20 protein-coding genes and 1 pseudogene are annotated in these 20,813 nt (G+C 67.1%); 10 read left to right on the top strand and 11 right to left on the bottom strand.

Annotation, left to right across the window (positions count from 1 at the left end; all coding sequences use genetic code 11):
* Positions 1-376 precede the first annotated feature (376 nt).
* Positions 377-1,447 (top strand): glycerophosphodiester phosphodiesterase family protein, encoded by a 1,071-nt coding sequence (locus ACWEKR_RS29930; protein WP_452357298.1) that lies wholly within the window; start codon positions 377-379, stop codon positions 1,445-1,447.
* A gap of 94 nt (positions 1,448-1,541) precedes the next feature.
* Here the strand turns inward: ACWEKR_RS29930 and ACWEKR_RS29925 are convergent, their stop codons facing one another.
* Positions 1,542-2,237, bottom strand: a complete 696-nt coding sequence (locus ACWEKR_RS29925) for a type 1 glutamine amidotransferase domain-containing protein (RefSeq protein WP_452357297.1) — start codon at positions 2,235-2,237, stop codon at positions 1,542-1,544.
* Between the two features lie 220 nt (positions 2,238-2,457).
* Between ACWEKR_RS29925 and ACWEKR_RS29920 the strand changes: the two genes are divergently transcribed.
* Both ACWEKR_RS29920 and ACWEKR_RS29915 read left to right on the top strand, forming a co-directional pair.
* The gene (locus tag ACWEKR_RS29920) at positions 2,458-3,132 is read left to right on the top strand and encodes a PAS and ANTAR domain-containing protein (protein WP_452357301.1); all 675 of its coding nucleotides are present in this window, start codon (positions 2,458-2,460) and stop codon (positions 3,130-3,132) included.
* 33 nt (positions 3,133-3,165) lie between these two features.
* Entirely contained in the window at positions 3,166-3,972 is an 807-nt protein-coding gene (locus tag ACWEKR_RS29915; protein WP_452357296.1) for a hypothetical protein, read from the top strand.
* A gap of 109 nt (positions 3,973-4,081) precedes the next feature.
* Here the strand turns inward: ACWEKR_RS29915 and ACWEKR_RS29910 are convergent, their stop codons facing one another.
* The 3 genes from ACWEKR_RS29910 to ACWEKR_RS29900 form a co-directional block, all read right to left on the bottom strand.
* On the bottom strand, positions 4,082-4,897 hold the full coding sequence (locus ACWEKR_RS29910) for an NAD(P)H-binding protein (protein ID WP_452357295.1): 816 nt from the start codon (positions 4,895-4,897) through the stop codon (positions 4,082-4,084).
* 113 nt (positions 4,898-5,010) lie between these two features.
* Entirely contained in the window at positions 5,011-5,238 is a 228-nt protein-coding gene (locus tag ACWEKR_RS29905; protein WP_452357294.1) for a hypothetical protein, read from the bottom strand.
* Between the two features lie 540 nt (positions 5,239-5,778).
* The gene (locus ACWEKR_RS29900) at positions 5,779-6,693 is read right to left on the bottom strand and encodes a D-alanyl-D-alanine carboxypeptidase family protein (RefSeq protein ID WP_452357293.1); all 915 of its coding nucleotides are present in this window, start codon (positions 6,691-6,693) and stop codon (positions 5,779-5,781) included.
* A 636-nt stretch (positions 6,694-7,329) separates the two neighbouring features.
* Here ACWEKR_RS29900 and ACWEKR_RS29895 point away from each other — a divergent pair.
* Positions 7,330-7,818, top strand: a complete 489-nt coding sequence (locus ACWEKR_RS29895) for a hypothetical protein (protein WP_452357292.1) — start codon at positions 7,330-7,332, stop codon at positions 7,816-7,818.
* Between the two features lie 244 nt (positions 7,819-8,062).
* Here ACWEKR_RS29895 and ACWEKR_RS29890 read toward each other — a convergent pair whose 3' ends face one another.
* The 5 genes from ACWEKR_RS29890 to ACWEKR_RS29870 form a co-directional block, all read right to left on the bottom strand.
* Positions 8,063-8,971: a phosphotransferase family protein gene (locus ACWEKR_RS29890; protein WP_452357291.1), complete on the bottom strand. Its 909-nt coding sequence runs from the start codon at positions 8,969-8,971 to the stop codon at positions 8,063-8,065.
* A gap of 259 nt (positions 8,972-9,230) precedes the next feature.
* On the bottom strand, positions 9,231-9,668 hold the full coding sequence (locus tag ACWEKR_RS29885) for a Zn-ribbon domain-containing OB-fold protein (protein ID WP_452357290.1): 438 nt from the start codon (positions 9,666-9,668) through the stop codon (positions 9,231-9,233).
* A gap of 196 nt (positions 9,669-9,864) precedes the next feature.
* Complete coding sequence (locus ACWEKR_RS29880; protein ID WP_452357289.1) at positions 9,865-10,032, bottom strand: hypothetical protein; 168 nt, start codon at positions 10,030-10,032, stop codon at positions 9,865-9,867.
* A gap of 61 nt (positions 10,033-10,093) precedes the next feature.
* Positions 10,094-10,561, bottom strand: a complete 468-nt coding sequence (locus ACWEKR_RS29875; RefSeq protein WP_195091034.1) for a YybH family protein — start codon at positions 10,559-10,561, stop codon at positions 10,094-10,096.
* A gap of 10 nt (positions 10,562-10,571) precedes the next feature.
* Positions 10,572-11,156, bottom strand: coding sequence for an NADPH-dependent FMN reductase (locus ACWEKR_RS29870; RefSeq protein ID WP_452357288.1), 585 nt, complete (start codon positions 11,154-11,156; stop codon positions 10,572-10,574).
* Between the two features lie 134 nt (positions 11,157-11,290).
* Between ACWEKR_RS29870 and sigJ the strand changes: the two genes are divergently transcribed.
* A complete protein-coding gene (gene sigJ / locus ACWEKR_RS29865; protein WP_452357287.1) occupies positions 11,291-12,187 on the top strand; it encodes an RNA polymerase sigma factor SigJ in 897 nt (298 codons plus the stop codon).
* Here the strand turns inward: sigJ and ACWEKR_RS29860 are convergent.
* Positions 12,164-13,360 (bottom strand): Ig-like domain-containing protein, encoded by a 1,197-nt coding sequence (locus tag ACWEKR_RS29860; RefSeq protein ID WP_452357286.1) that lies wholly within the window; start codon positions 13,358-13,360, stop codon positions 12,164-12,166. The two genes, sigJ and ACWEKR_RS29860, sit on opposite strands and share 24 nt — an antisense overlap.
* Before the next feature lie 279 nt (positions 13,361-13,639).
* Between ACWEKR_RS29860 and ACWEKR_RS29855 the strand changes: the two are divergent.
* The 3 genes and pseudogenes from ACWEKR_RS29855 (at position 13,640) to ACWEKR_RS29845 (ending at position 16,896) form a co-directional block, all read left to right on the top strand.
* Positions 13,640-15,074 (top strand): annotated as a pseudogene (locus ACWEKR_RS29855) (cytochrome b).
* 461 nt (positions 15,075-15,535) lie between these two features.
* Positions 15,536-16,300, top strand: a complete 765-nt coding sequence (locus tag ACWEKR_RS29850; RefSeq protein ID WP_452357285.1) for a potassium channel family protein — start codon at positions 15,536-15,538, stop codon at positions 16,298-16,300.
* Positions 16,301-16,590: 290 nt separating this feature from the next.
* Positions 16,591-16,896, top strand: coding sequence for a hypothetical protein (locus tag ACWEKR_RS29845; protein WP_452357284.1), 306 nt, complete (start codon positions 16,591-16,593; stop codon positions 16,894-16,896).
* Between the two features lie 282 nt (positions 16,897-17,178).
* Here ACWEKR_RS29845 and ACWEKR_RS29840 read toward each other — a convergent pair whose 3' ends face one another.
* Positions 17,179-18,123, bottom strand: coding sequence for an NAD-dependent epimerase/dehydratase family protein (locus ACWEKR_RS29840; RefSeq protein WP_452357283.1), 945 nt, complete (start codon positions 18,121-18,123; stop codon positions 17,179-17,181).
* 152 nt (positions 18,124-18,275) lie between these two features.
* Between ACWEKR_RS29840 and ACWEKR_RS29835 the strand changes: the two genes are divergently transcribed.
* Together ACWEKR_RS29835 and ACWEKR_RS29830 are read left to right on the top strand one after the other, a co-directional pair.
* On the top strand, positions 18,276-18,962 hold the full coding sequence (locus ACWEKR_RS29835; protein ID WP_452357282.1) for a TetR/AcrR family transcriptional regulator: 687 nt from the start codon (positions 18,276-18,278) through the stop codon (positions 18,960-18,962).
* A gap of 166 nt (positions 18,963-19,128) precedes the next feature.
* A complete protein-coding gene (locus ACWEKR_RS29830; RefSeq protein ID WP_452357281.1) occupies positions 19,129-20,793 on the top strand; it encodes a sulfatase-like hydrolase/transferase in 1,665 nt (554 codons plus the stop codon).
* The last annotated feature ends 20 nt before the right edge of the window (positions 20,794-20,813 follow it).

Raw genomic sequence — 20,813 nt, 5'->3', positions numbered from 1 at the left:
GGGGGGGGTGGGTTTTTGTGGCGGGGCCGGTGCCGCCGCGACCAGGCGACGCGCAGCGGCGCGGGGGCGGGCCCCCCCCCCCCCCCCCCCCCCCCCCCCCCCCCCCCCCCCCCCCCCACCGCCCTGCTACCGACCGACGACGCATCGATCACCCTCGTCGGCACGGCGCTCAGCGGCGCGCTCATCGCGCTATATCTCGATTGGGTCGACGGACGGCTCGACGTCTCCGGCTACCGGCCGGCCGAGGCCGCGACCGGTCTCGTTCTCGCCGTCGCGTCGCGGTCGACCACTGAAGCGCGGCACGCTCGGTCGCATCCCGATGCGCCGTTCACCGCTTCTTCACCCGAGCGTGACCGCCCGGCGGCAAGATGACACGATGCGGTGGATGTGCGTGGCGGGCGCGGTGGCGGGGATGGTGGCAGCCGGTGGTCTGGCGGCCGGCGCGCCGCCGGCGGCGGCCGATGGTCCCGCCACGTTCGATCTCGAAGCCCATCGCGGCGGGCTGGGGCTGGTGGCGGAGAACACGCTGCCCGCCTTCGCGAACGCGCTGGAACTCGGGGTGAGCACCTTGGAGCTGGACGTGCAGATCACTGCGGACGGGTACGCGGTCGTCACCCACGACCGCGATCCGAGTCCGGCGAAGTGCGTGGACACCGCGCCTGCCGTGCCCGGCGACCCGAAATTCCCCTACGTGCCGGGAAAGACGTTCATTCGCGATCTGACTCTGGCTCAGGTGCGGACGATCGATTGCGGTTCGGTGCCGTCCACCGACCAACCCGGGCAGCGCAGCGCGCCGGGAGCGCGAATGCCGCTGCTGTCGGAGGTCTTCGACCTGGTGCGCGCGTATCACGCCGATCAAGTGATGCTGAACATCGAGACCAAGGTCGAGGCCCCGGCCCCGGAGCAGACCGCGCCGCGCGAACAGTTCGTCGACGTCGTGGTGGCGGAGATCCGCCGGGCGGGCATCGCGCCACAGGTCACCATCCAGAGTTTCGACTTCGCCACCCTGCGACTGTTGCGGGAAGCGGCGCCCGACCTGCCGGTCGTCGCGTTGACCGACGGCCCGCCGAAGTTGCGAGCCGGAGAAACCGGCGCTTCCCCGTGGCTGGGCGGGATGGACATCGACGACTTTCCGGGATCGCTGCAGGAGAAGTACGTCGCGGCCGCGGCGGCCATCGGCGCCGCGGCGGTTTCGCCGGTACACGGCACGCCGCAGAACGCCGCGGTCACCGACCCGGACTATCAGCCCTTCACCACGAAAGAACTCGTCCGCGCCGCGCACCGCCACGGCATGCGGGTGGTGCCGTGGACCGTCGATGACCGTCCGACCATGACCGCGCTGCTCGACATCGGGGTGGACGGCCTGATCACCAATCGACCTGACGTGTTGCGTGCCCTGCTGTCCGACCGCGGTTACCGCCTGCCACCGGCATATCACCGCCCTTAGAGCGGGCAGCCGGAGAAGTGCGCGCGACCGCGGCACACGGGCCGCGCGCCTTCCCCAAGCGTGCCTGTGGCCGCATGGCGCCCCAGGCTCGAGGTCAAGCGAGGCTGTTCAGCAATTCATCGGCCACCCGCGCGGAGGACGCGGGGTTCTGGCCGGTGATCAGGGTGCGATCCACCACTACGTTCGAGGACCACGGTGCGGCCTCGCGGAAGTCGGCCCCGAGCTCGACCAGCCGATCCTGGAGCAGCCATTTCGCCTTGTCCGCGAAGCCCGCCTGGGCCTCTTCGGCGTTGGTGAACCCGGTGAGGGCATAGCCCGCGAAGACGCTCGCCCCGTCGGCCCCTCGCGCGGCGAGCAGAGCCGCGGGCCCGTGGCACACCACGGCCAACGGCTTGCCCGAGGCCAGGACGGTGGCGAGCAGCCGACCGGAATCGGCGTCTACCGCCAGGTCCTCCATCGGCCCATGGCCGCCGGGGTAGAACACCGCCGCGTAGTCGGCGACGTCGACCTTCGCCAGATCGACCGGATTGTTCAACTCGGCACTCGTGCCGATCACCCGAGCCCGGTGGTCGGCGGTATCCTGGCCGTCGTTGACCTCGGGCGCGAGGCTGCTCTTGTCCACGTTCGGCACGACGCCACCCGGCGTGGCCACCACGATCTCGTGGCCGGCGCCCTTCAGTTTCTCGAAAGGCACCACGAACTCCTCCGCCCAGAAGCCGGTGGGGTGTTCGGTCCCGTCGGCCAGAGTCCAATGGTCCGCTCCGGTCATCACGAAAAGGATCTTCGACATCGTCTGTTGCCTCCGTCGTCCGGAACCCGCCGGCCGGGTTCGGTCATCGAGTCTCCGGCGCGCCGCACCCGCTGACCTCGGGTTCGCGAATATTCCTGTTTCACTTCTGCCTCGCTGCGGCCGCCCCGGCGCCACACCGGTCGGCGAGGTGCTGGCCACATAACGCCATCCTCCTCCTGACCTGCGCTTGTACGCGCGCCATACTGGACCGGTGACTGAAATGGGACAACGCGAGCAGGAGACTGCACGCGAGATGCTGGGAGGTTGCCCCGATATCGGCAGCTTTCGCTTCCGATTCGCCGACCAGCGTTGGGAATGGTCCGACGACGCCGCCGCGATCTATGGGTACGCACCGGGCCAGGTGGAGCCGTCCGCCGAACTCATGCAAAGTCACCTGCACCCCGACGACCGTGGGCGCGTCGCCGAGGCGCTCGCCCACGCCGTCGAGACCGCTACGCCGTTCTGCACCCGCCACCGGATCATCGATACCGAGGGCGAGACGCACGACGTGATCGTCATCGGCGAGCAACTGTTCGACGAGGACGGCGCGGTGGTCGGCTCCGCCGGCTATCTCATCGATGTCACCGCGACACTGGAGGACAACCGGCAGGAAGCCCTCGACGACCTGCTACCCGACGTGATCGACGCCCGCGCGGTGATCGAACAGGCCAAGGGGGTGGTGATGTTCGTCTACGGCGTCAATGCCGATCAGGCGTTCCGGGTGCTGCGCTGGCGCTCGCAGGAGACCAATATCAAGATCCGGACCCTGGCCGAGCAGCTCATCGCCGACGTCGTCGCGATGGGCGGCGCGCTGGTGCAGCAACGCACCCGTTTCGATCATCTCCTGCTGACCCTCCACGAGCGGGTGAGACCCTCGGAACCCGTCATGGATTAACCAAGGGGTGCGACCGGTCCGGCCGAACGAATCATGCCGGCCGCCGTGTCAACACACGGCTGGAGCATCATCGAATCCGCCGCGACCCACTCACAGCTCGCCGGTGTGTTGGCCGGATTCCTCTTCACCGGAATCGTTTTCTTGTTCGGGCGAACGAACCGGGACAACAACCAGACGATCGCTCTGGTCACAGCGACATTTTTCGTACTCGCCCTGGACAGCTACGAATACAGCATCATCGCGGGCAATAAGCCGGCGATCGAGAATCTGGCAGCTCAGTGCTCTCTCATCTGGAGCCAGATGATGCCTGCCGCAGGTTCTTTGGGTGTCGGGGCGATGGCTTTGTCCGCCGCGGTCGCGTGGATGCTGGCAGGTCATGTCGAAGCCCAAGCGGGACACGGCCCCGATCGCGCGCTGTACCGATTGGGAGGGCTCGTGGTCTCCATGATGATCGGCGGGGCAATGCTGCTGCTTATCGCCACTTCGCTCGACTACTTGGAATCCGCCTACGGTGAACGCCCGCTCATCTGGGGAATCGTCACGCCTGTGTTCGGCTTGGCGATCATGGCGGCCAGCATGAGCGTGGCCGTCCGTCGGACCGTTCGCTTGACAGGCTCGGCAGGTGCGCCGCTGGCCCTTCCGCAGAATCTGCCGATAGCCACCTACGCGACGATTGTCTACGGAATCATCTGCCTCGTATTCACCGGCGTCATCTCCTTGATGGGAGTCGACTCCAATGAAGGACCCAATGTCGTGGTCGTCGCAGGAAGCCTCCTGTTGGGTCTGCTCGCTCCCGGTGGCGTCGGCATACTCATCGCGCGATCGGTTCCGACAGGCTGAACGCCCGGCGGCACAGGCAGGCGCTTTGGTTGCGGGAGGCGTGTGGTTCGGGCGGATTCTCATGGTGCGTCGGGCCGGCGGTCGGCGAACCCTGCCGGTGAGCGTTGTGTCACTCGGCAGCGAAACGCGCGGCATTGTCGGCGGCCCACCGGGCGAAGGTCGTCGCGGGCCGGCCGGTGACGTCTTGGACGCTGGTGACAGGCAGGGCCGTAGGAGGCAGGTCGAAGCTGGTGAGGGCATTGTCGACGTACCACGTTGCGGTGTCGCCCATGGTGGGGGTCAGAGCAGCGATGGTGTCCTCGCGCGTGGATTGCCGGAAGGTGATGTCGCGGCCGAGTGCGTCGGCGAGGTACCGGACGAGATCGGTGCGAGAGAGGATCTCCGGTCCCGCCAGCGGGTAGGCCCGGCCGAGATGAGCGTCGCTCAGCAGAGCGGTGGCGGCGACAGCGGCGATGTCGTCCATGGCGATCGGCGCGCTCGCCGCGTCGGGCCGCGGCTCCAGCACCGCACCGGTCTCGCGGATCTGGCGCGACCAGATCAAGGTGTTCTCCATGAAATCGCCGGGCCATAAATGAGTCCACGCCAGGCCGCTGTCCTCGACAGCCGTGCAGACGCTGCCCCACCAACTCTCCGGTTCGCCGGACAGGTCGACGACGTGCCGGACACCCGCCGCGCGGGCCAGCGCGAGCACCTCGGCGACGCTGTCGGGTGTGGGCGCCAGGTACATCCGCTCTACCCCTGAAAGCGCGGCGGACAAGGTGTCCGGTCGCCGCAAGTTGCCCTCGGCCACCTGCACCGCGGCCGGAAGCGCGGCCTTCCGCGGATTGTTGGTGAGCGCCCGAATATCGGTGGCCCCCAATGCGAGCAGGTGGTCGACAACCCTGCGGCCGATGTTCCCGGTGGCCCCGGTTACCAGGATGGTCATCTGCACCCTCTCCGGTGTGGATCCCTGAACCACTCATCCTGCCACCCTGGGGTGCCTAGGAGCCGGGCCGCCGGCGTCGACGTCTGCCCGGGCGACGGTTTCGGCACCGGCGTCTAGTCGCGTTGTTCGACATCCAGGACGTACTCGAGGTCTCGGATGCGGGCGGCGGCTTCCGGCGAGCACAAGATGACGACGCGATCGGCGCCGCAGAGCTCGACGGGCTCGGCGTCGACGGTCTGCAGCCAGTCGAAGAACGCGCCTCGAACACCCTTCGGTGTCGCACTTTCGTCGGGTAGGTACGGGTCGAGACGAACGAGGTAGGTACGGTGTCGCGCCGTCATGACGCTCTCCTCCCATCGTCCAGGCCGCTGCCGTGCCGCAGTGGCGTACCGCCATATCCGAACGCTCGCCTGTGCGATGTCCGCTGCGCAGACGTGATACCCACTTCAGGCGGTGGCACGCCGAGAGCTCTGGGCCTACCTCTGCTCGGTGTGGTGGTGCAACGCGGGGTCACCCAGGTGGCGAGGTAACGACGTAGCCCGGCGCCGGAGCGGGGTGGACGGCCGGGGTCGACGACGACGGACTGCACGATGCGCAGCATGTGTTCGACGAGTTATCGAGGCGGTCGTCGTCGATGCCCGCCCTTGCCCAGTCCACGGCCATATGTTCGAGCACGGCGCGGCCGAAGGCGCGGGCGATCCGTCGGCCGCGACGACAGGGACGGTGTATGAGCGACCGTCGTCGCGATAGTGCCGGTGTGAGGTTGCGTCCGAGCGATCGCTCGATGGGCGGCATTACGGCGCATCAGGTCCGGATGGCGGACGCGGTCACCGTGTCGTCTCGGTCCGTGCCGGGATGGAGCCGTTCTCCCGCATCCGGCGCTAACCGATCGGCAGCACGCTCGAGATCGGGTGGTAGGCCCAGTTCAACATGCGCTCGGCGTCGTCCTTCGCGGCGACGGCGCTGTCGGCCGAGCTGTGCAGAACCACACCGATCAGCGGTATTCCCGCCCTGACCGTCTCGAACAGCAGACACGTTCCCGCCGCGCCGGTCCATCCGGTTTTGATGCCGATCGTGCCGGGATAGTCGTGCAGCAGCGAGTTCGTGGTCCGCCAGAGGTGAGCGCGGTTGCCCGGGCCGGCGGGCAGGTGATAGCTCTGCGCGCCGACGATCTCGCGGAACACCGGCAGGCTCATCACGCGCATGCCGAGAGCCACCAGATCCGCCGGCGTGGAGTAGGTGGAGTGGTCGGTGGGGATGGGCAGTCCGCTCGGATCGGTGAAATACGTTCCTGCCAGGCCCATGTGCATCGCCGTGTCGTTCATCTCGGCGATGAAGCCGTCCTGGCCGGGACCGTAGGCCTCGGCGAGGGTGTAGGCGGCGTCGCAGCCGGACGGCAGCAGCAGCGCGTACAGGAGTTGTCGTGCGGTGAGCACCTCGCCGGGGACCAGGCCTGCGTTGCTCCCGTCGTGCTCGGTGCAATAGGCGATGGCTTCACGCGGCACGGTGATCACTCGGTCGAGGTCGCCGGTGTTGATCACGACCAGTGCCGTCATCACCTTCGTGATACTGGCTATCGGGACCGAGGTGTGCGGCTGCCGGGACCACAGCACCGTGCCCGTGATCCCGTCCGCCAATATGGCTCCCGACGCCTGCACTCCGTCCGGTTCAGGAGTCGGCCAAGGCAACCGGACATGGACCTCTCCTGCGGCGGGAGCGGCCACGACGCCGTGACCGGCCACCACGATCAGCGCCCCGAATACGACACACTGCAACAACCGGGCAAATGTACGCATAGCGGCATTCTGCCGTGCGGCGCCGCCGATCAGCGGGATTTCCCCCGCCCGGATTGGGGTGCCGCTCCGGCAACAGCACGCAAGCGGCAAATCCAGTCTTCCCGCGACCGAGGCTTGTCACGTGGGACCACTCCCCGCGGCTTCACGAGAAGTTCGCAGCACCCGTGCCGGGGTGATGGTCCCGGCTCACCGACCTGTGCTGGACTGCGCCGCAAATCCTCCTCCACCGGCGGAAATTCGCGCAGTCCGGTTACCGGAGTTCACACCGTCTCGGGCGCCTCGTCAGTGGAAGAATGTCCGAATCACCGTGAGCACCAGGCCGAACAGCGTCCACAAGCCGACCAACCGAGCGTCACCGAGGAACGCGAACGGATCGCGCTGCGGGGGGCGGCTGGACCGGCGGCCTCGCCACAGACGGGTCGGCCGTTCTGGCCGCGCCGCTCCGATCCGCTGATTTCCGCCTCCGATGCATAGCGCAACAGCGGGACGCCGGGCGCGTCCGATCGACGAACTTCGGGCCTGGCCTTCGTTTCTCACGTAGGCGCTGGTAGGCAGACAGACTGCGACGGCCGGTCGCGGGCCAACTTGGAGCAAATCCTGGTCTCCGACCGCCGCCGAGCTCTAGAGTTATCGGCTATGGGTGGTAGGCATCGGAAAGATCGGGAGCGGAGCAGCATCGACTTCGCGGCGGTCGCTCGTGTCGCCGCCGCGTCGCGGCGTGATCCGGTAAGCCCGACTGCGCGCGCAGGATTCGCTGTTCGTGCGCTGGCTGCGCAGCCGGAGGTTCCGGGGTGGATCGTGTGGCTGTATGAGCACGCGGGTGAGCAGTTGGCGCGATTGGAATACCAGTCGCACTACCCGCTGGACTACGGCGGCCCAGGAGTTCGCACGAGCGAGGAATGGCTGATCACTCAGCGCGCCTACCTCGCCGAGCGTTCCGCGCGCGCGGTGGAGCGGGCGCGCCGCTTCCACGGGGACCGCCCCGGTGTCGTCTACGCGCATGGCCCGGAATTGCCCGATGACGAGGAGTTCTACGCAGCCCTCGAGGCCGGGCGGGAATGGACCGGGCATTGGTATTCCCGCGACCCGGTGGAAGCGTGGGACTGCGCGGGGGTGCCGGCCTGACCGAATCGGTGCAGGCCGAGCCCACATGAGCCCCTTTTGGGGCCCCGGGGGGTGGAGGGCGCCCACCCCCCGGGTGGGTGGGCACCCGCAGGGGGTGGGCACCGTGCACCCACCTCGGACCGTAGCGCCTTCGGGTCGGCTTCGAGGTGATTCGGACGCGGCGTCGAGCGGGGCACGCCGTTGTCCCCTCCTCATCTCCCGAACGGACCGCGAACCCGCGTCGGACGCAGACCGGAGATCGGGATCAGCGGGCTGGAAGCGGATACAGCCACGTCAGTGCCGCAAGGCTCTTGTCGAGATATCCCTGCAGCCGGTACTCGAGCCCGTAGGCCATGTCCTCCAACACACTGCATTTGGCATAGAAGGCAGCACGCGCCCGGATCACCCGCAAGTCGTGTGTACTGGCCCGGTAATTGTCCAGTGCTATGTCCAGAGCGTCTGGGCCGAGGTCGCGGTAGAGGAGGCCGAAATCATAGGCCGGGTCGACGATCGCGGCGTCGCTCCAATCGATGACGCCGGTGATCGTTCCGGAAACCGATTCCACCAGAACATGTTCGATCCCCAGATCGTTGTGGGAGAAGACCAGGCCACAGCGATCCGTCATGGGCGTCGTGTCGAGGAACACCTCTACAGCCGGACGATGCGCCTGCGGCACCATGCCGGCGATCGTCTCGTAGATCTGCGTGGCCTCGTCCAGCCACAGTGCTTCCGGTTGGTCGTCGGTGTCCACCAAGTCGGCCATCCGGTCGACGGGAACGGCATGCAGAGCGGCGAGGAAGCGACCGAGCACAGCGGCGATCGACCTCACATGGACCGCTCGCCGCGCGGCGGGCAGGTCGATCAGCGGGCGGCCGGGGAGTTTGAAATACGCCAGGCAACCCAGGTCGGCAACCTCGAAACACGGCTCGGGAACCGGCAGCGGTGAGATCTCCGCAACCGCGGCCAGCAGCCCGGCTTCCTCGATGACCCGCGCGGCTCGGCTTCCGAGATCGGGTTCCTTGCTGAAGCGCACGATCAACTCGCCATTGATCTCATAGGCGATGTTGTCCTCCCCCTCCCCGAGCAGCGCTACCGAGTCGATCCGATAGTCGGGCAGTTGCGCGGCCACTACGTCCCGGACGTCTACGGCGCGATCGCCGTCCCGAATTCTCATGGCACGACTCTAGGGCCCTCGAATCAGCCCTCCCCCGACCCGGATGTTCCGCAATCCCCAACCAGCGCACCCGCCGAATGCGCGTCGCGCAGCTGTCCCGGCGGGCATCCGACGGTGAGGAAACGGCAGTCACTCCCGAGGAGGTGGTCGCCGCGAGCGTGGCCGGCGAGCGCCCGTCGAGCGACCGCCTCGGTTCGGTGCGAACGACCGGAGGGGGCCGCCGGGGACCGCGCCGACGGGACACGCCGGCATCCGTCCCTCACCGGGAAGACGAACACCGGTGTTCGGTCTCGCGCGGATCGGCGCAGACGGTGAACACCGGGAACCTGGCTTCCCGGGGATGCGGCTGGAAGTGGACGCGCACCATTTCTCCGTGGATCGAGGGGATGTCCCCTTCGATGGAGGTGTAGACCCACGGGCCCTCGTCGAGTTCGACGATGGCGATCGTCAACGGCACCAGCTCGCCGCGCCGGTCGGACGGGGCCCGATCCACCACCCGCCACGACACGATCGAACCGGCGCCGGACGACGGTACGCGCATGAGATCGTCGGATCCGCACGACGAGCACCCTGCCGTGATCGGCGCGAGCAGCTTGTCGCATCTCGCGCACCGGCGAATCATCAACGTGTCGTTCGCGCCCTCGGCGATGCCGTCGCCGACGACAGTCACAGCGTCCTTCGTCTCGTGTGCGTCCATTGCGATCCTCCGCGAAGAGTGCCGGTGGGGTTTTCTCCAGGGTGGTCCGGTCGGCGCCCCGCGACGACGGTCGAATTACCTACTTCATACCTATTTTTTTTCGGGGCCCGCCGCGGCCCCCATTCGGCGACTGCGTAGATTTTCGGCCACTGACCAGGAAGAACCCATCTCGGCGGTCCGTCAGCGGCCACGCACATCACGGGAACCGGCAGAGGCCGGGCATCTGGGTGTCCGCTGTTCGGCTGTCCGATTCGAACCGCCGAAAACGGCGGGATCCGGTCACGTCGGCGTCGAGCAGGGCCGACCGCAGGCCCACCAGGGTGTGCTGGACGGCGGTGTCCGCTCGGAACACCCCCGAGGACATGCTGCGCCTCGGGGCGCGGCGACGTGCACCCCGCGACTCTCGGCAGCACCACCGAGACCCGTCAGGGCTCGAGATCGACCACGCCTTTGCCGCTCGGGATGTCGAGGGGCACGGACACCTGGTCGTGGGCGATCAGCCAGGCGCCGTCGATTCTCCGCATGCCGTAGGTGACCCGAACCCACATACCGCTCGTCGCAGCCCCGCCCTTCGACGTCCCGCTGAGGCGAGCGAAGGCGTGCCCGAATGCCACGTCACCGCCCACGGTGAAGGTCAGGTCGCGAACCTCATAGGTCACGCTCTCGAAGAACATGAACACTCTCGCCCAGTTCTCCAGCTTCGCCGCTATCCCCACATGCTGCAGCGGCGGCTCGACATCGAAGGACACGACGTCGGCGGTGTAGCACTGCTTCAGGGTCTCGAGATCCTTCGCCCGTAGTGCTTCTATCACCTTGCCGATCAGCCGGCGGAGCTCGGCTTCGTCCGCCTCGACGCGGTCGGTGGGTGACTGGAAGTCGTCTGGTTCGATCATGGTCGGCTCCTCAGGAATCGATGAGAGTGGGTTCGGCGCCGGTCCGCAGCGGCGCGAGCGCAGTGCTCCAGGCGAGGAGCTGATCGAGCGTCTTGTGCAAGGCGGCCACATGGTGGTCGCGCGGTGTGAAGGTCGTGTGGTTCTCGAAATCGGTGAGCACCGAGATCGCGACCTGATAGCCCACGTCGGCCATGCCCAGCGTGCCGCAGACCGTCCGCAGCTGCACTACCGCGCGGGCGCCGCCGCTCACGCCGTAGGAAACGAAGCCGACCGCCTTGTTGGTCCATTCCGCGAACAGGTGGTCGATGGCGTTCTTCAGCACCCCGGGAACGCCGCCGTTGTATTCGGGGGTCACCATCACGAAGCCGTCGAATCGGGCGATCCGCTCGGCCCAGACGCGGGTGTGGTCATGGGCGGACGGACCGAACATCGGCGGCACGGGCTCGTCCAGATGTGGGAGCGGGTGGTCGCGCAGATCGACCAGTTCGAACTCGGCGTCGCCGCGCTGCGATGCCGCGTCCAGAACCCACTGCGCGACTTGCGGGCCTTTGCGGTTGGGCCGGGTGCTGCCGAGGATGATGCCGATTCTGATCACTTTTCCCACTCCTGCTTCGCTGACAGTGTCACGACCTACCGACGACACAGCCGTCCGGAATGTCAGGCCGCCTCACAAATCGGGTCGCTGATTCGTCGGTTCACGTGAGCGCCCACCGACCGAAGGAGCCGAGCATGACCGACCCGCACCTGCCCGCGGTGATCAGCGAACGTCGTCAGCTGATCAACCTCGCCTACCGGCTGCTGGGCTCCCTGGCCGAGGCCGAGGATGTGGTGCAGGAGACCTATGCGCGCTGGTACGCGCTGTCCGATCGGCAGCGGCGGGAGGTGGCGGCGCCCGGCGCGTGGTTGACGACGGTCGCCGGCCGGATCTGCCTCGATCTGCTCGGCTCGGCGCGCGCCAGACGGGAACAGTACGTGGGCGAATGGATTCCCGAGCCGGTACCGGGCCGGTCCGAATGGCTCGATGGTCCCGCTCCGGTCGATCCCGCCGACCGGGTCACTCTCGACGAGTCGATCAGCATGGCCTTTCTCGTCGTGCTGGATTCCATGACGCCCGCCGAGCGGGTGGCGTTCGTCCTGCACGACGTGTTCGGCTACTCCTTCGCCGAGGTCGCCGAGGTCGTCGGGCGTACCCCCGCGGCCTGCCGTCAGCTCGCCTCCTCCGCCCGCCGCCGCATCCACACCTCACAGGGTCCGTCCGCAGGTCAGCGCGCCGAGGTGGTCAGGGACTTCAAGCGGGCCTGGGAGACGAAAGACATCGAGGCGCTGATCGGCCTGCTCGATCCACGGGCGACCGCGACGGCCGACAGCGGCGGCCTGGCACCGGCCTTCCTCGAACCGATCGACGGCGGCGAGCGGATCGCCCGCGCCTGGATGGAAATCGCCGCGCGCGGCCCCGCGGTCACCCTGCTGGAGCGCACGGTGAACGGCCAGCCCGGCCTGGTAGCACAACTCGACGGAACCATCGTCTCGGTCTACGCCTTCGACATCGCCGACGGCCGGATCACTCGTATCTGGGCGATCCGGAATCCGGAGAAACTGCGGCTATGGGTGGGCGCCACCGGATAGCCAGTCGTCCCACGGGATGCTCCAATCGCCGTTCTGCCAGATATCGAGGGGCTCCCCACCGGTGTTGCGGACCTCGACTACGTCGCCGGGGACGACGAAGTCGTAGAACCATGCGGCGTCGTTCGGGGAGAGGTTCAGGCAGCCGTGTGAGACGTTCGTGTTGCCTTGAGCCCACATGCTCGCGGCCAAGGCGTGCACGAAGATCCCGTCATGGCTGATGCGGACCGCGTGGTTGATGCTCGTGCGGTAACCGAGCGCGGAGTTGGTGGGCAGGCCGTAGCTGGCGGAGTCCATGATCACCGGGTTTTTCCGGTCCAGCACGGTGTAGATGCCAGGGCGAGTCCAGAAAGACATGACTCTGCCGCCGACGACCGCGGTGCCGCCCATGCCCATCGAGGTCGGCATGGTCCGCACCAGGTTTCCGTTGTCGAAGACCTCGATCTGTTTGGAATCGTCGTCGGCGATCGCGACGTGCGCGGGCCCGATGTCCACCGAAACCCGTCGGTCACGTGCGCCGTAGCGGCCCTCGCCGAGCGCGCGGCCGAACAGTTCGGCCTCGATCGTGATCCTGGTTCCGGGGGCGTGATAGTGCTCCGGCCGCCAGTGCGCGTTCTGATCATCGAGCCAGTACCAGGCACCGGTGACGGCAGGCTGGGTGGTGGTCTTCAGGTGGCGTTCCACGGCTGCCCGATCGACGGGTTCGTCGAAATGGGCGACGAGCACGAAACCCACTCCGTAGGTGTCGTTTTCGGCCAGCTCGACCAGATTGGCGGAACGCAGGGAGACATCGACGAGCTGTCGCGGTCGCACCGTGGTGCAGGTCGTCGTCGCGGTGACGTCGCCGGTGTCGCCGTGCGCCACGGCCTTCACGGTGTAGGTGTGTCCGTAACCGAGCGGTTCGGTGCTGCTCCAGGTTCGCTGATCGGGCGCCGATGCGCCCGGCAGCGATCTGCCCGTCTCATCGGTCCATTCGACCGACCGCAGCGTCCCGTCGGTGACGGTGATCGTGCCGGGGCTGCGCGCGTCGACATCGGAGGCGCCGGGCGGGGGATCGAAGCGGAGCGTGGCGGGTTCGGGTGGGGGCGCGACTTCTCGCGACCATCCCCATCCGGCCAGGGCGAGACCACCCGCACCGGCGAAGCCGATCAGCAGCCGACGACGTCCCAATGCCACCGTCCATCTCCCTTCTCCGGGTGCTGGGCCGACCTCCGTCCGTCAGCATGCGGCAGCCACAAGCCCCCCGGGACAGCGACGACCGGCATCTCCACCGATCCGCCGCACAACCGATACCGTTCCTCGATCGATCCGGACTCCGGCGAAGCGGTCGTCCGACGACCCGCACGGTCTCATGGCGCGACGGGATGATTGTGATGTCCATCACTCTTTGTCAGAAATCGGCGGCCAGAACTGTCATATGGGCAGCCGTCGTCGACGACCGGGAGGTCTTGCGTCATGAGCACCGTGCTACGGGGAGCAGAGGCGGTGGATCAGCATTACCGCGCTTCCGCCTTCGTCAAGCGCTCGATCAACAAGGTCTTCCCGACCCATTGGTCGTTCCTGCTCGGGGAGATCGCGCTGTACAGCTTCATCATTCTGCTGCTGTCGGGCGTGTATCTGACGTTGTTCTTCGACCCGTCGATGACCGAGGTCGTCTATGACGGCACATACCAGCCCCTGCGCGGGGTGACCATGTCCCGGGCCTACGAGTCGACCCTGAATCTCAGTTTCGAAGTCCGCGGCGGGTTGTTCGTACGGCAGGTACACCATTGGACCGCGTTGCTATTCGTGGCGTCGATGATCGTGCATATGTGCCGGATATTCTTCACCGGCGCGTTCCGCCGCCCGCGCGAGATCACCTGGGTGATCGGCTCGCTGCTATTGATCCTCGCGCTGTTCGAAGGATTCTTCGGGTATTCGCTGCCTGACGATCTGCTGTCGGGTACCGGTCTGCGCGCGGCCTTCTCGGGTATCACGATGTCCATTCCCGTGGCGGGCACCTGGCTGCACTGGCTGGTCTTCGGGGGCGATTTCCCCGGCGACATCATCATTCCCCGTCTGTACGTCACCCACGTGCTGCTGTTCCCGGCGATCATGGCGGCGCTGGTGGTCGCGCACATCGGAATCGTCTGGTACCAGAAGCACACCCAGTTCCCCGGACCGGCCCGTACCGAGAACAACGTCGTCGGCACGCGGATCGTGCCGGTGTTCTCCCTCGACCAGGGCGCCTTCTTCATGGCCTGCGGCCTTCTGGGTCGCGCTGGCGATGGGGTCGGTGCTCTTGGTGCTGATCGTGTACCCGTGGATCGAGAAGCGGCTGTCCAGGGACATCGCGCACCACAATCTGCTGCAGCGGCCGCGCGACGTGCCGGTGCGTACCGCGACCGGCGCCATGGCCCTCACTTTCTACGTGGTGCTGACGCTGGCGTGTGTCAACGACATCATCGCGCTGAACTTCCACATCTCGCTCAACGCGACGACCTGGTTCTTCCGCATCGCGGTGCTGCTGGGCCCGCCGACGGCCTACTTCCTGACCTACCGGATGTGCCTCGGCCTGCAGCGCAGCGACCGGGCGGTACTCGCCCACGGTATCGAGACCGGTGTCGTCAAACGCCTACCGCACGGGGAGTACATCGAGATGCACCAGCCCTTGGGCCCCGTCGACGACCACGGCCGCCCGGTTCCGCTCGAGTATCAAGGCGCCCCGGTGCCGAAAAGGATGAACAAACTGGGGGCGGCGGGCAAGCCCGGCCCCGGCTCGTTCCTGCGCCCGGATCCGGCGACCGAAGCGGAGCACCTCGTGGCGACCGAGCATTTCGAAGAGCGCAGGCAGCTGGCCGTTCTCCGGGAATACCAGCAGCGCCGCGACGGCGAACGACACGACCGATGAGACAGCGCCGCCTCAGGCACGCCGAGGACTACGGCCTGCTGGTGCCCGCAGCCACCGTTGCCAGCGATTACGCAGGCCACGTAGTCAGAGACACGCTGCGGTCGAACGGGATCCGTTCGACCGTGGGAAGGACTCACCGGCCCGGTCGAGGCCATCGCCTGCTCGTCCTGGTCTTCCCCGAGGACGCCGTCCGGGCCTACCAGGTGATCTGTGCTCACACGAGCCGACCCGATCCCCGAGCCGGACAGTAGGCATCGTCCCGCTCGGCCACATCGAACACAGCCATCGGTGGCTACCACGTTGCCCACCGCCCGGCGCGGCACTGGAATGCCGACCGGTTCGGCACGGTGACCTGGGTTTCGTGTGAGAATCAGCCGGAGAACGGCCGGTCTCTTTCGGGAGGCTGCGCGGCCGGACCTGCGGTGTCGCCGACGCCGCAGCCGAGCGACACAGGTGATTCGATGGACGAGACACATTCCGATGTCACCCGCAGAGAGTCGTGGGAGCGGACGACCGGCATTCCCTTGATGGTGCTGGCCGTCGCGTTCCTCGGCGTCTACGCCTGGCAGGTTCTCGACACCGGGGCCTCACCTCGTCTCGACGCTTGGCTCACCCGGGTCGACGTGGTGATCTGGGCAGCCTTCGCGCTGGATTTCGCGGTGCGGTTGGCGCTGTCCGGCAACCGTGCACGATTTCTGCGCACCCACCCGGTCGACTTGTTGATCGTGCTGTTGCCGCCGCTTCGCCCACTGCGGCTGCTGCGGGCCGCCATGCTCGTGATCGGCACCTTGAACCGGAACACGACGACCCGCGCGAGGCTCGCGGTGTTCGTCGGGGCGAGTTCCCTGCTGCTTCTGCTGCTGTGCAGTCTGGCATTCTTCGACGCCGAATACGGCGCGGCCGACAGCAAGATTCACAATTTCGGTGACGCACTGTGGTGGTCGATGGTCTCGGTGACCACCGTCGGCTACGGCGATGTGTATCCGGTGACGACCGAAGGCCGTTTGATCTCGTTGATTCTGATGACCTTGGGTATCGGCCTGATCAGTTTCGCGATCGGCACCACCACCAGCTGGGTGCTGGATCAGTTGAAAAGCGTCGAGACGAATGTGGAGAACACCGACCGCGAGCTCACCGAGCTCGTCGCGGAGATCAAAGCGTTACGCGCCGAAGTGGCCGCTCTCCGCTCCACTGCGATCGGAGCGGATGCCGTGCCGGCCGAATGATCAGCGGATCACCGAGCGCCGTTCACCAGGGCCGCGGCCCCGACCCTGCGGCCGGTGTTCGGCACAGCGTCGTCACACCGGGCGCCCTGTCCGGATCGCGAGGATAGTCTGGAAATCAACTCCCAGGGCAAGATCGAATTGCGTTACTTGCCTACAATATCTTGTTAGCTCATTATTAACGGTGATTATTCACACAAAGAGAGAAGTGGCTTTGCTGATTTCTTTTTCCTAACGTTGCTGGTGCACGTCGTGATGACGTCGTTATCCATCCGTGAAAGGAAGCTCCGCACATGTTCTCTCGCAAGGCCCTTGCCGCCGCAGGCACCATCTCCGCCGCCGCCCTGTTCTTCGGACCGGTCGCGGTGGCCTCCGCCGACCCCGCCACCGGCTCGGCCGGCTTGGCCACCGGCTCCGCCGGCTTGGCCTCCGGCTCGGCCGACGGCGGCTCGTCCACGGGTTCGGCCGGCTCGTCCTCCGGTTCCGCCATGCTGGACTCCGGTAGCTCGGCCCTCGACGGCGGCACCTCCGCCATCGTCAACATCATCGATGCGATCACCGGCGTCCGGGACCTGAACCAGCCGCAGCCCGCCGCCTGATCCGGTCGCGAGAGATCACCGCTTCGCCCGATCCGCTCGGGTCCGGATATCTTCCGCGCCGCTGTACCGCAGCGCGCGCCCGATATTGCAGTGAAATTGCCGGATTCAACTATTCATTCTCCGTGGCACGGTAGCCACGACAGTGAACCCGGATGATTCCGTTTCTCTGCACAGAGATAGCACGCCGCGCTCCGCGTGTGCGGCTTCCTCGAACATCAGCCCCGTGCCGTCCGGCGACCCCGCCGGACGGCACGGGGCTGTCGCGCGTCGCCGCGACCGGGATCACCGGATCAATGCGGGTTCTTGATCGGCACGAATGGCGGTGATCGTGGCGCGCAAGGACTCCACGGTAGGTGTCGGCTCGATGCCGAAGGTCGCGTGCGCGTCGGACGCATCGATGACGAACGGGCGATCGAACTGATACCGCAACTCCCGCATCTCGCGCGCGTTGGGCTCGAGAAGCCCGGCGGCCCAGAGCACCGCGGTGGGCATCCGGCTCACTCGCACAGGCGGCGCCTCCGCCACCGTTGCGGCCAGCCCGGCCAGTTCGCGGATGGACATGGGAGCCGCGGTCGGCGTGTGCCATGCTCGCCCCCAAGCGCTCTCGTCGTGGGCGACCGCGACCAGGGTCCGGGCGGTGTCACCGACGTCGGTCCAGCTGTGCGCGGCGTCCGGATCCGCCGGGAACCACACTCGGCGACCCGCGAGCACCGCGGGCAGCGCGACCATGGTGAAGGCCGATTGCGCCCCCGCACCGAGGTAGTCCGATCCGCGCACTTCGGCGACACGCACGCGGCCCGCCTCGTGCGCGGCCAGCGCCTCGGCCCATATCTGCGCCCGAACCCGGCCCTTCACGCTGATGGGACGCAAGGGATGACGCTCGCCGATCGGGCCGTCGACCTGTCCGTAGCCGTAGAGGTTTCCGACACTCACCAGCACGGCACCGGCCGCTTCCGCCGCCCGCAACACGGCGGTGGCCAGCGGTGGAAAGTCGGTCGCCCACCGGTGATAGGCCGGTTGGGCGCACTGGTAGACCACCTCCGCGCCCGCACAATGCGAAATCAGTGCCTCGGCGTCAGCGGCGTCAGCGGCGACGCGCTCGATCAGCGGATGATCCGGGCCGGATCCGCTTCGGGTGATCGAGCGCACCCGGATACCTCGGGTAGCGAGCAGTTGGGCGGTAGCCGTTCCGACCGGACCGGCTCCTATGACGACGTGCAGGGACATGGCAATTCACCTGTCTGGCGGGATGTTCAGAGAACAGTGCTCTCTTCGAGAGCTCCGAGCGTAGGTCAGAACAGCTATCCGAGTCAAGAACACTGTTCACGAACCGTGACTTCGTTCTCTTTTTTTGTCGACTGTTTCCTAAACTGGGGGCCATGTCCGCCCAGTCACTGCGCGCCCGCGTCCGCTCCGAGATGATCGAGGAGATCAAGGCGGTCGCGCGCAAACGTTTGGCGGCGGACGGCGCGAACCTGTCCCTACGCGGGGTCGCCCGCGATATGGGCATCGTCGCGTCCGCGCTCTACCGGTACTTCCCGAGCCGGGACGACCTGCTGACCGCGCTGATCATGGAGGCGTATCGGGCGCTCGCCGCCGGGGCCGAAGCCGCCGACGCGAAACCGCCCGCCGCCGATCTGCGCGGCCGATGGATGGCGGTGTGCTCGTCCGTGCGGGAATGGGCGCTGTCCCACCCGGCCGAATACGGATTGCTCTACGGCAGTCCCGTGCCCGGCTACGCCGCGCCGGAGGACACGATCGCCCCGGCCGCGGCCGTGGTCCTCCGGCTGGCCGCCATCGCGCAGGCAGGTGCGAGACAACTGACCCCCGTGCCCATTTCGACGCCGCTTCCCGCGACCGTCCACACCGACTTGCGCCGACTCATCGAGCAGCAGTCCTCCGATCTGCCCGAAGACGTGCTCGACCGGGTCTTCGTGGGCTGGACTCAATTGTTCGGCCTGATCAACTTCGAAGTCTTCGGCCGCTTGCACGGCCTCATCGATGCCCGCGGCGACTACTTCGACCACCATATGAACGTCATGGCCGACCTGGTCGGCCTGCCGTGAGCGGACTTCCGGCCGTCACCGCCCGGCCGGTTCCCGCGTGACGACGGCACGGCGGCGTGTCCGCACCGGACTGCGGCTACCACACGCCCGGCGGCGCTACGGTGACAGCACCGAGATTCTCGCGTTCCACTCGTCCGACGAACATCACCCAATTCGTGGAGGAACATTGCCGAGCTCGTTCACTCGCCGGGGATTTCTGACCAGTGCGGCCACCTCGGCGACAGCCGCGGCCGCCGTGTCCACCGGGGCCGCTCCGGGCCGGGCGCGAGCGGACACCGATCCGGACAAACCGAACATCCTCGTGATCATCGTGGACGAGATGCGCACACCCGTGTGGTTCCCGGATCAGCAGACGCTGGACGCCGTTCTGCCGAACATCGCCCGCATCCGACGCGGCAGTGTGTCGTTCGAGAATCACTACACGGCGGCCAACGATTGCACGCCCGCACGCGGCTGCCTGCTGACCGGTCTCTACGCGCAGCAAACCGGGGTCATGGTCGTGTCGGAGTCGACATTGTCACCCTTGTTCCCGACATGGGGCTCCATACTGCGCGACCACGGCTACGACACCACGTACTGGGGCAAGTGGCATCTCGGCAGTTATCCCGATCGCACGCCCGGAGCGCTCGAAGCCTACGGTTTCCACGGTGGCACCTATCCGTCCCCGAACGGGGCGCCGGGTCAGGGCTTGCAAGCGGATCCGAAGATCGTCGATCAATTCGCCGATTGGTTCCACAACGATTCCGGCGACGCGCCCTGGTGTACGACGGTGTCGCTGGTCAACCCGCACGATATCCAGTGGTGGCCGCGCTGGACCCGGCGCGACCAGTTCAACGCCGACATCCCGCGGTGGATGAACGAGCTGCCGCCCAACTTCGAATCCCTCGAACAACTCTCGCGCAAACCGCGCTTGCAGATGGCGTTGGTGGAGGTGTCGGCGGTGGCGTTCGGCGCGGCGCCCTACGGGACACCCGAGGCCTTGCAGGCCTGGATCGAGATGCGCAACCTCTATCTGTGGGCGCAGCAGCAGGTCGACATCCAGATCGGCCGGGTGCTCGACACCTTGCAGTCGCGTCCCGACGTCGCCGCCAACACCGTCGTCGTCTTCACCTCCGACCACGGCGACTACGCCGGTTCGCACGGCCTGCACGGTAAAGGCGGCGCGGCCTACGACGAGGCGCTACGCGTTCCGCTCTACGTCCACGATCCGCGCGGCTACCTGAGCCCGGTGGACGGGACGAGCACGAGGGATCAGCTCACCTCCAGCGTCGATTTCACTCCCCTGCTGCTCACCATCGGCACCGGCGGCGACGAATGGCGCAGCGACGGACGGTACGAACATCTGAGCGGACGTCTGGACATCGCCGCGCTCTGCCGCAACCCGGGAGCCACCGGCAGGCCGTGGGTCGCCCACACCACCGACGAGGCTTCGATCGAAGAAGCCGCGATCTTGTTCAACCAGGACGCGCCCGGGCATGTCGCCATGGTGCGCACCGCCGACGCGAAGTTCGCGTCGTATTCCCATTGGGTGCACGGCCGGATCCAGATCGATCCGGCGCAACAACAGGAATTCGAACTCTACGACTACAGCACCGACGGCGGCCAGCTCGAACTCGACAACCAGGCCGCGACCGGGAATCCGCTGCGAGGCGAGATGGAGGCGCTGCTGGACAACGTCATCCGCACCGAGATCCAACAGCCGCTGCCGCCGTATCTGCAGGCCGCCCAGGAACAAGGCATCGGCGACTACATCTCCGCGCAGACGAACGTTCTGGTCCAAGCCGAACGCATCGCCAACGCCCTGCTGGATGCCGTGCCGCGACCGTCCTAGCCCCTACACCAGGCCGCGCA

It is taken from the genome of Nocardia sp. NPDC004573 (genome assembly GCF_053602135.1).
The sequence above is the reverse complement of the archived record's forward strand: the minus strand, read 5'-3'. Positions and strand labels throughout refer to the sequence as shown.

What these genes read in the sequence shown, in the direction of transcription:
- ACWEKR_RS29925 (WP_452357297.1), bottom strand. Translation starts at nt 2,237, where the DNA reads ATGTCGAAGATCCTTTTCGTGATGACCGGAGCGGACCATTGGACTCTG.
- ACWEKR_RS29885 (WP_452357290.1), bottom strand. Translation starts at nt 9,668, where the DNA reads ATGGACGCACACGAGACGAAGGACGCTGTGACTGTCGTCGGCGACGGC.
- ACWEKR_RS29910 (WP_452357295.1), bottom strand. Translation starts at nt 4,897, where the DNA reads ATGACCATCCTGGTAACCGGGGCCACCGGGAACATCGGCCGCAGGGTT.
- ACWEKR_RS29930 (WP_452357298.1), top strand. Translation starts at nt 377, where the DNA reads ATGCGGTGGATGTGCGTGGCGGGCGCGGTGGCGGGGATGGTGGCAGCC.
- ACWEKR_RS29840 (WP_452357283.1), bottom strand. Translation starts at nt 18,123, where the DNA reads ATGTCCCTGCACGTCGTCATAGGAGCCGGTCCGGTCGGAACGGCTACC.
- ACWEKR_RS29835 (WP_452357282.1), top strand. Translation starts at nt 18,276, where the DNA reads ATGTCCGCCCAGTCACTGCGCGCCCGCGTCCGCTCCGAGATGATCGAG.
- sigJ (WP_452357287.1), top strand. Translation starts at nt 11,291, where the DNA reads ATGACCGACCCGCACCTGCCCGCGGTGATCAGCGAACGTCGTCAGCTG.
- ACWEKR_RS29845 (WP_452357284.1), top strand. Translation starts at nt 16,591, where the DNA reads ATGTTCTCTCGCAAGGCCCTTGCCGCCGCAGGCACCATCTCCGCCGCC.
- ACWEKR_RS29850 (WP_452357285.1), top strand. Translation starts at nt 15,536, where the DNA reads ATGGACGAGACACATTCCGATGTCACCCGCAGAGAGTCGTGGGAGCGG.
- ACWEKR_RS29900 (WP_452357293.1), bottom strand. Translation starts at nt 6,693, where the DNA reads ATGCGTACATTTGCCCGGTTGTTGCAGTGTGTCGTATTCGGGGCGCTG.
- ACWEKR_RS29875 (WP_195091034.1), bottom strand. Translation starts at nt 10,561, where the DNA reads ATGATCGAACCAGACGACTTCCAGTCACCCACCGACCGCGTCGAGGCG.
- ACWEKR_RS29920 (WP_452357301.1), top strand. Translation starts at nt 2,458, where the DNA reads ATGGGACAACGCGAGCAGGAGACTGCACGCGAGATGCTGGGAGGTTGC.
- ACWEKR_RS29895 (WP_452357292.1), top strand. Translation starts at nt 7,330, where the DNA reads ATGGGTGGTAGGCATCGGAAAGATCGGGAGCGGAGCAGCATCGACTTC.
- ACWEKR_RS29890 (WP_452357291.1), bottom strand. Translation starts at nt 8,971, where the DNA reads ATGAGAATTCGGGACGGCGATCGCGCCGTAGACGTCCGGGACGTAGTG.
- ACWEKR_RS29880 (WP_452357289.1), bottom strand. Translation starts at nt 10,032, where the DNA reads ATGTCCTCGGGGGTGTTCCGAGCGGACACCGCCGTCCAGCACACCCTG.
- ACWEKR_RS29915 (WP_452357296.1), top strand. Translation starts at nt 3,166, where the DNA reads ATGCCGGCCGCCGTGTCAACACACGGCTGGAGCATCATCGAATCCGCC.
- ACWEKR_RS29905 (WP_452357294.1), bottom strand. Translation starts at nt 5,238, where the DNA reads ATGACGGCGCGACACCGTACCTACCTCGTTCGTCTCGACCCGTACCTA.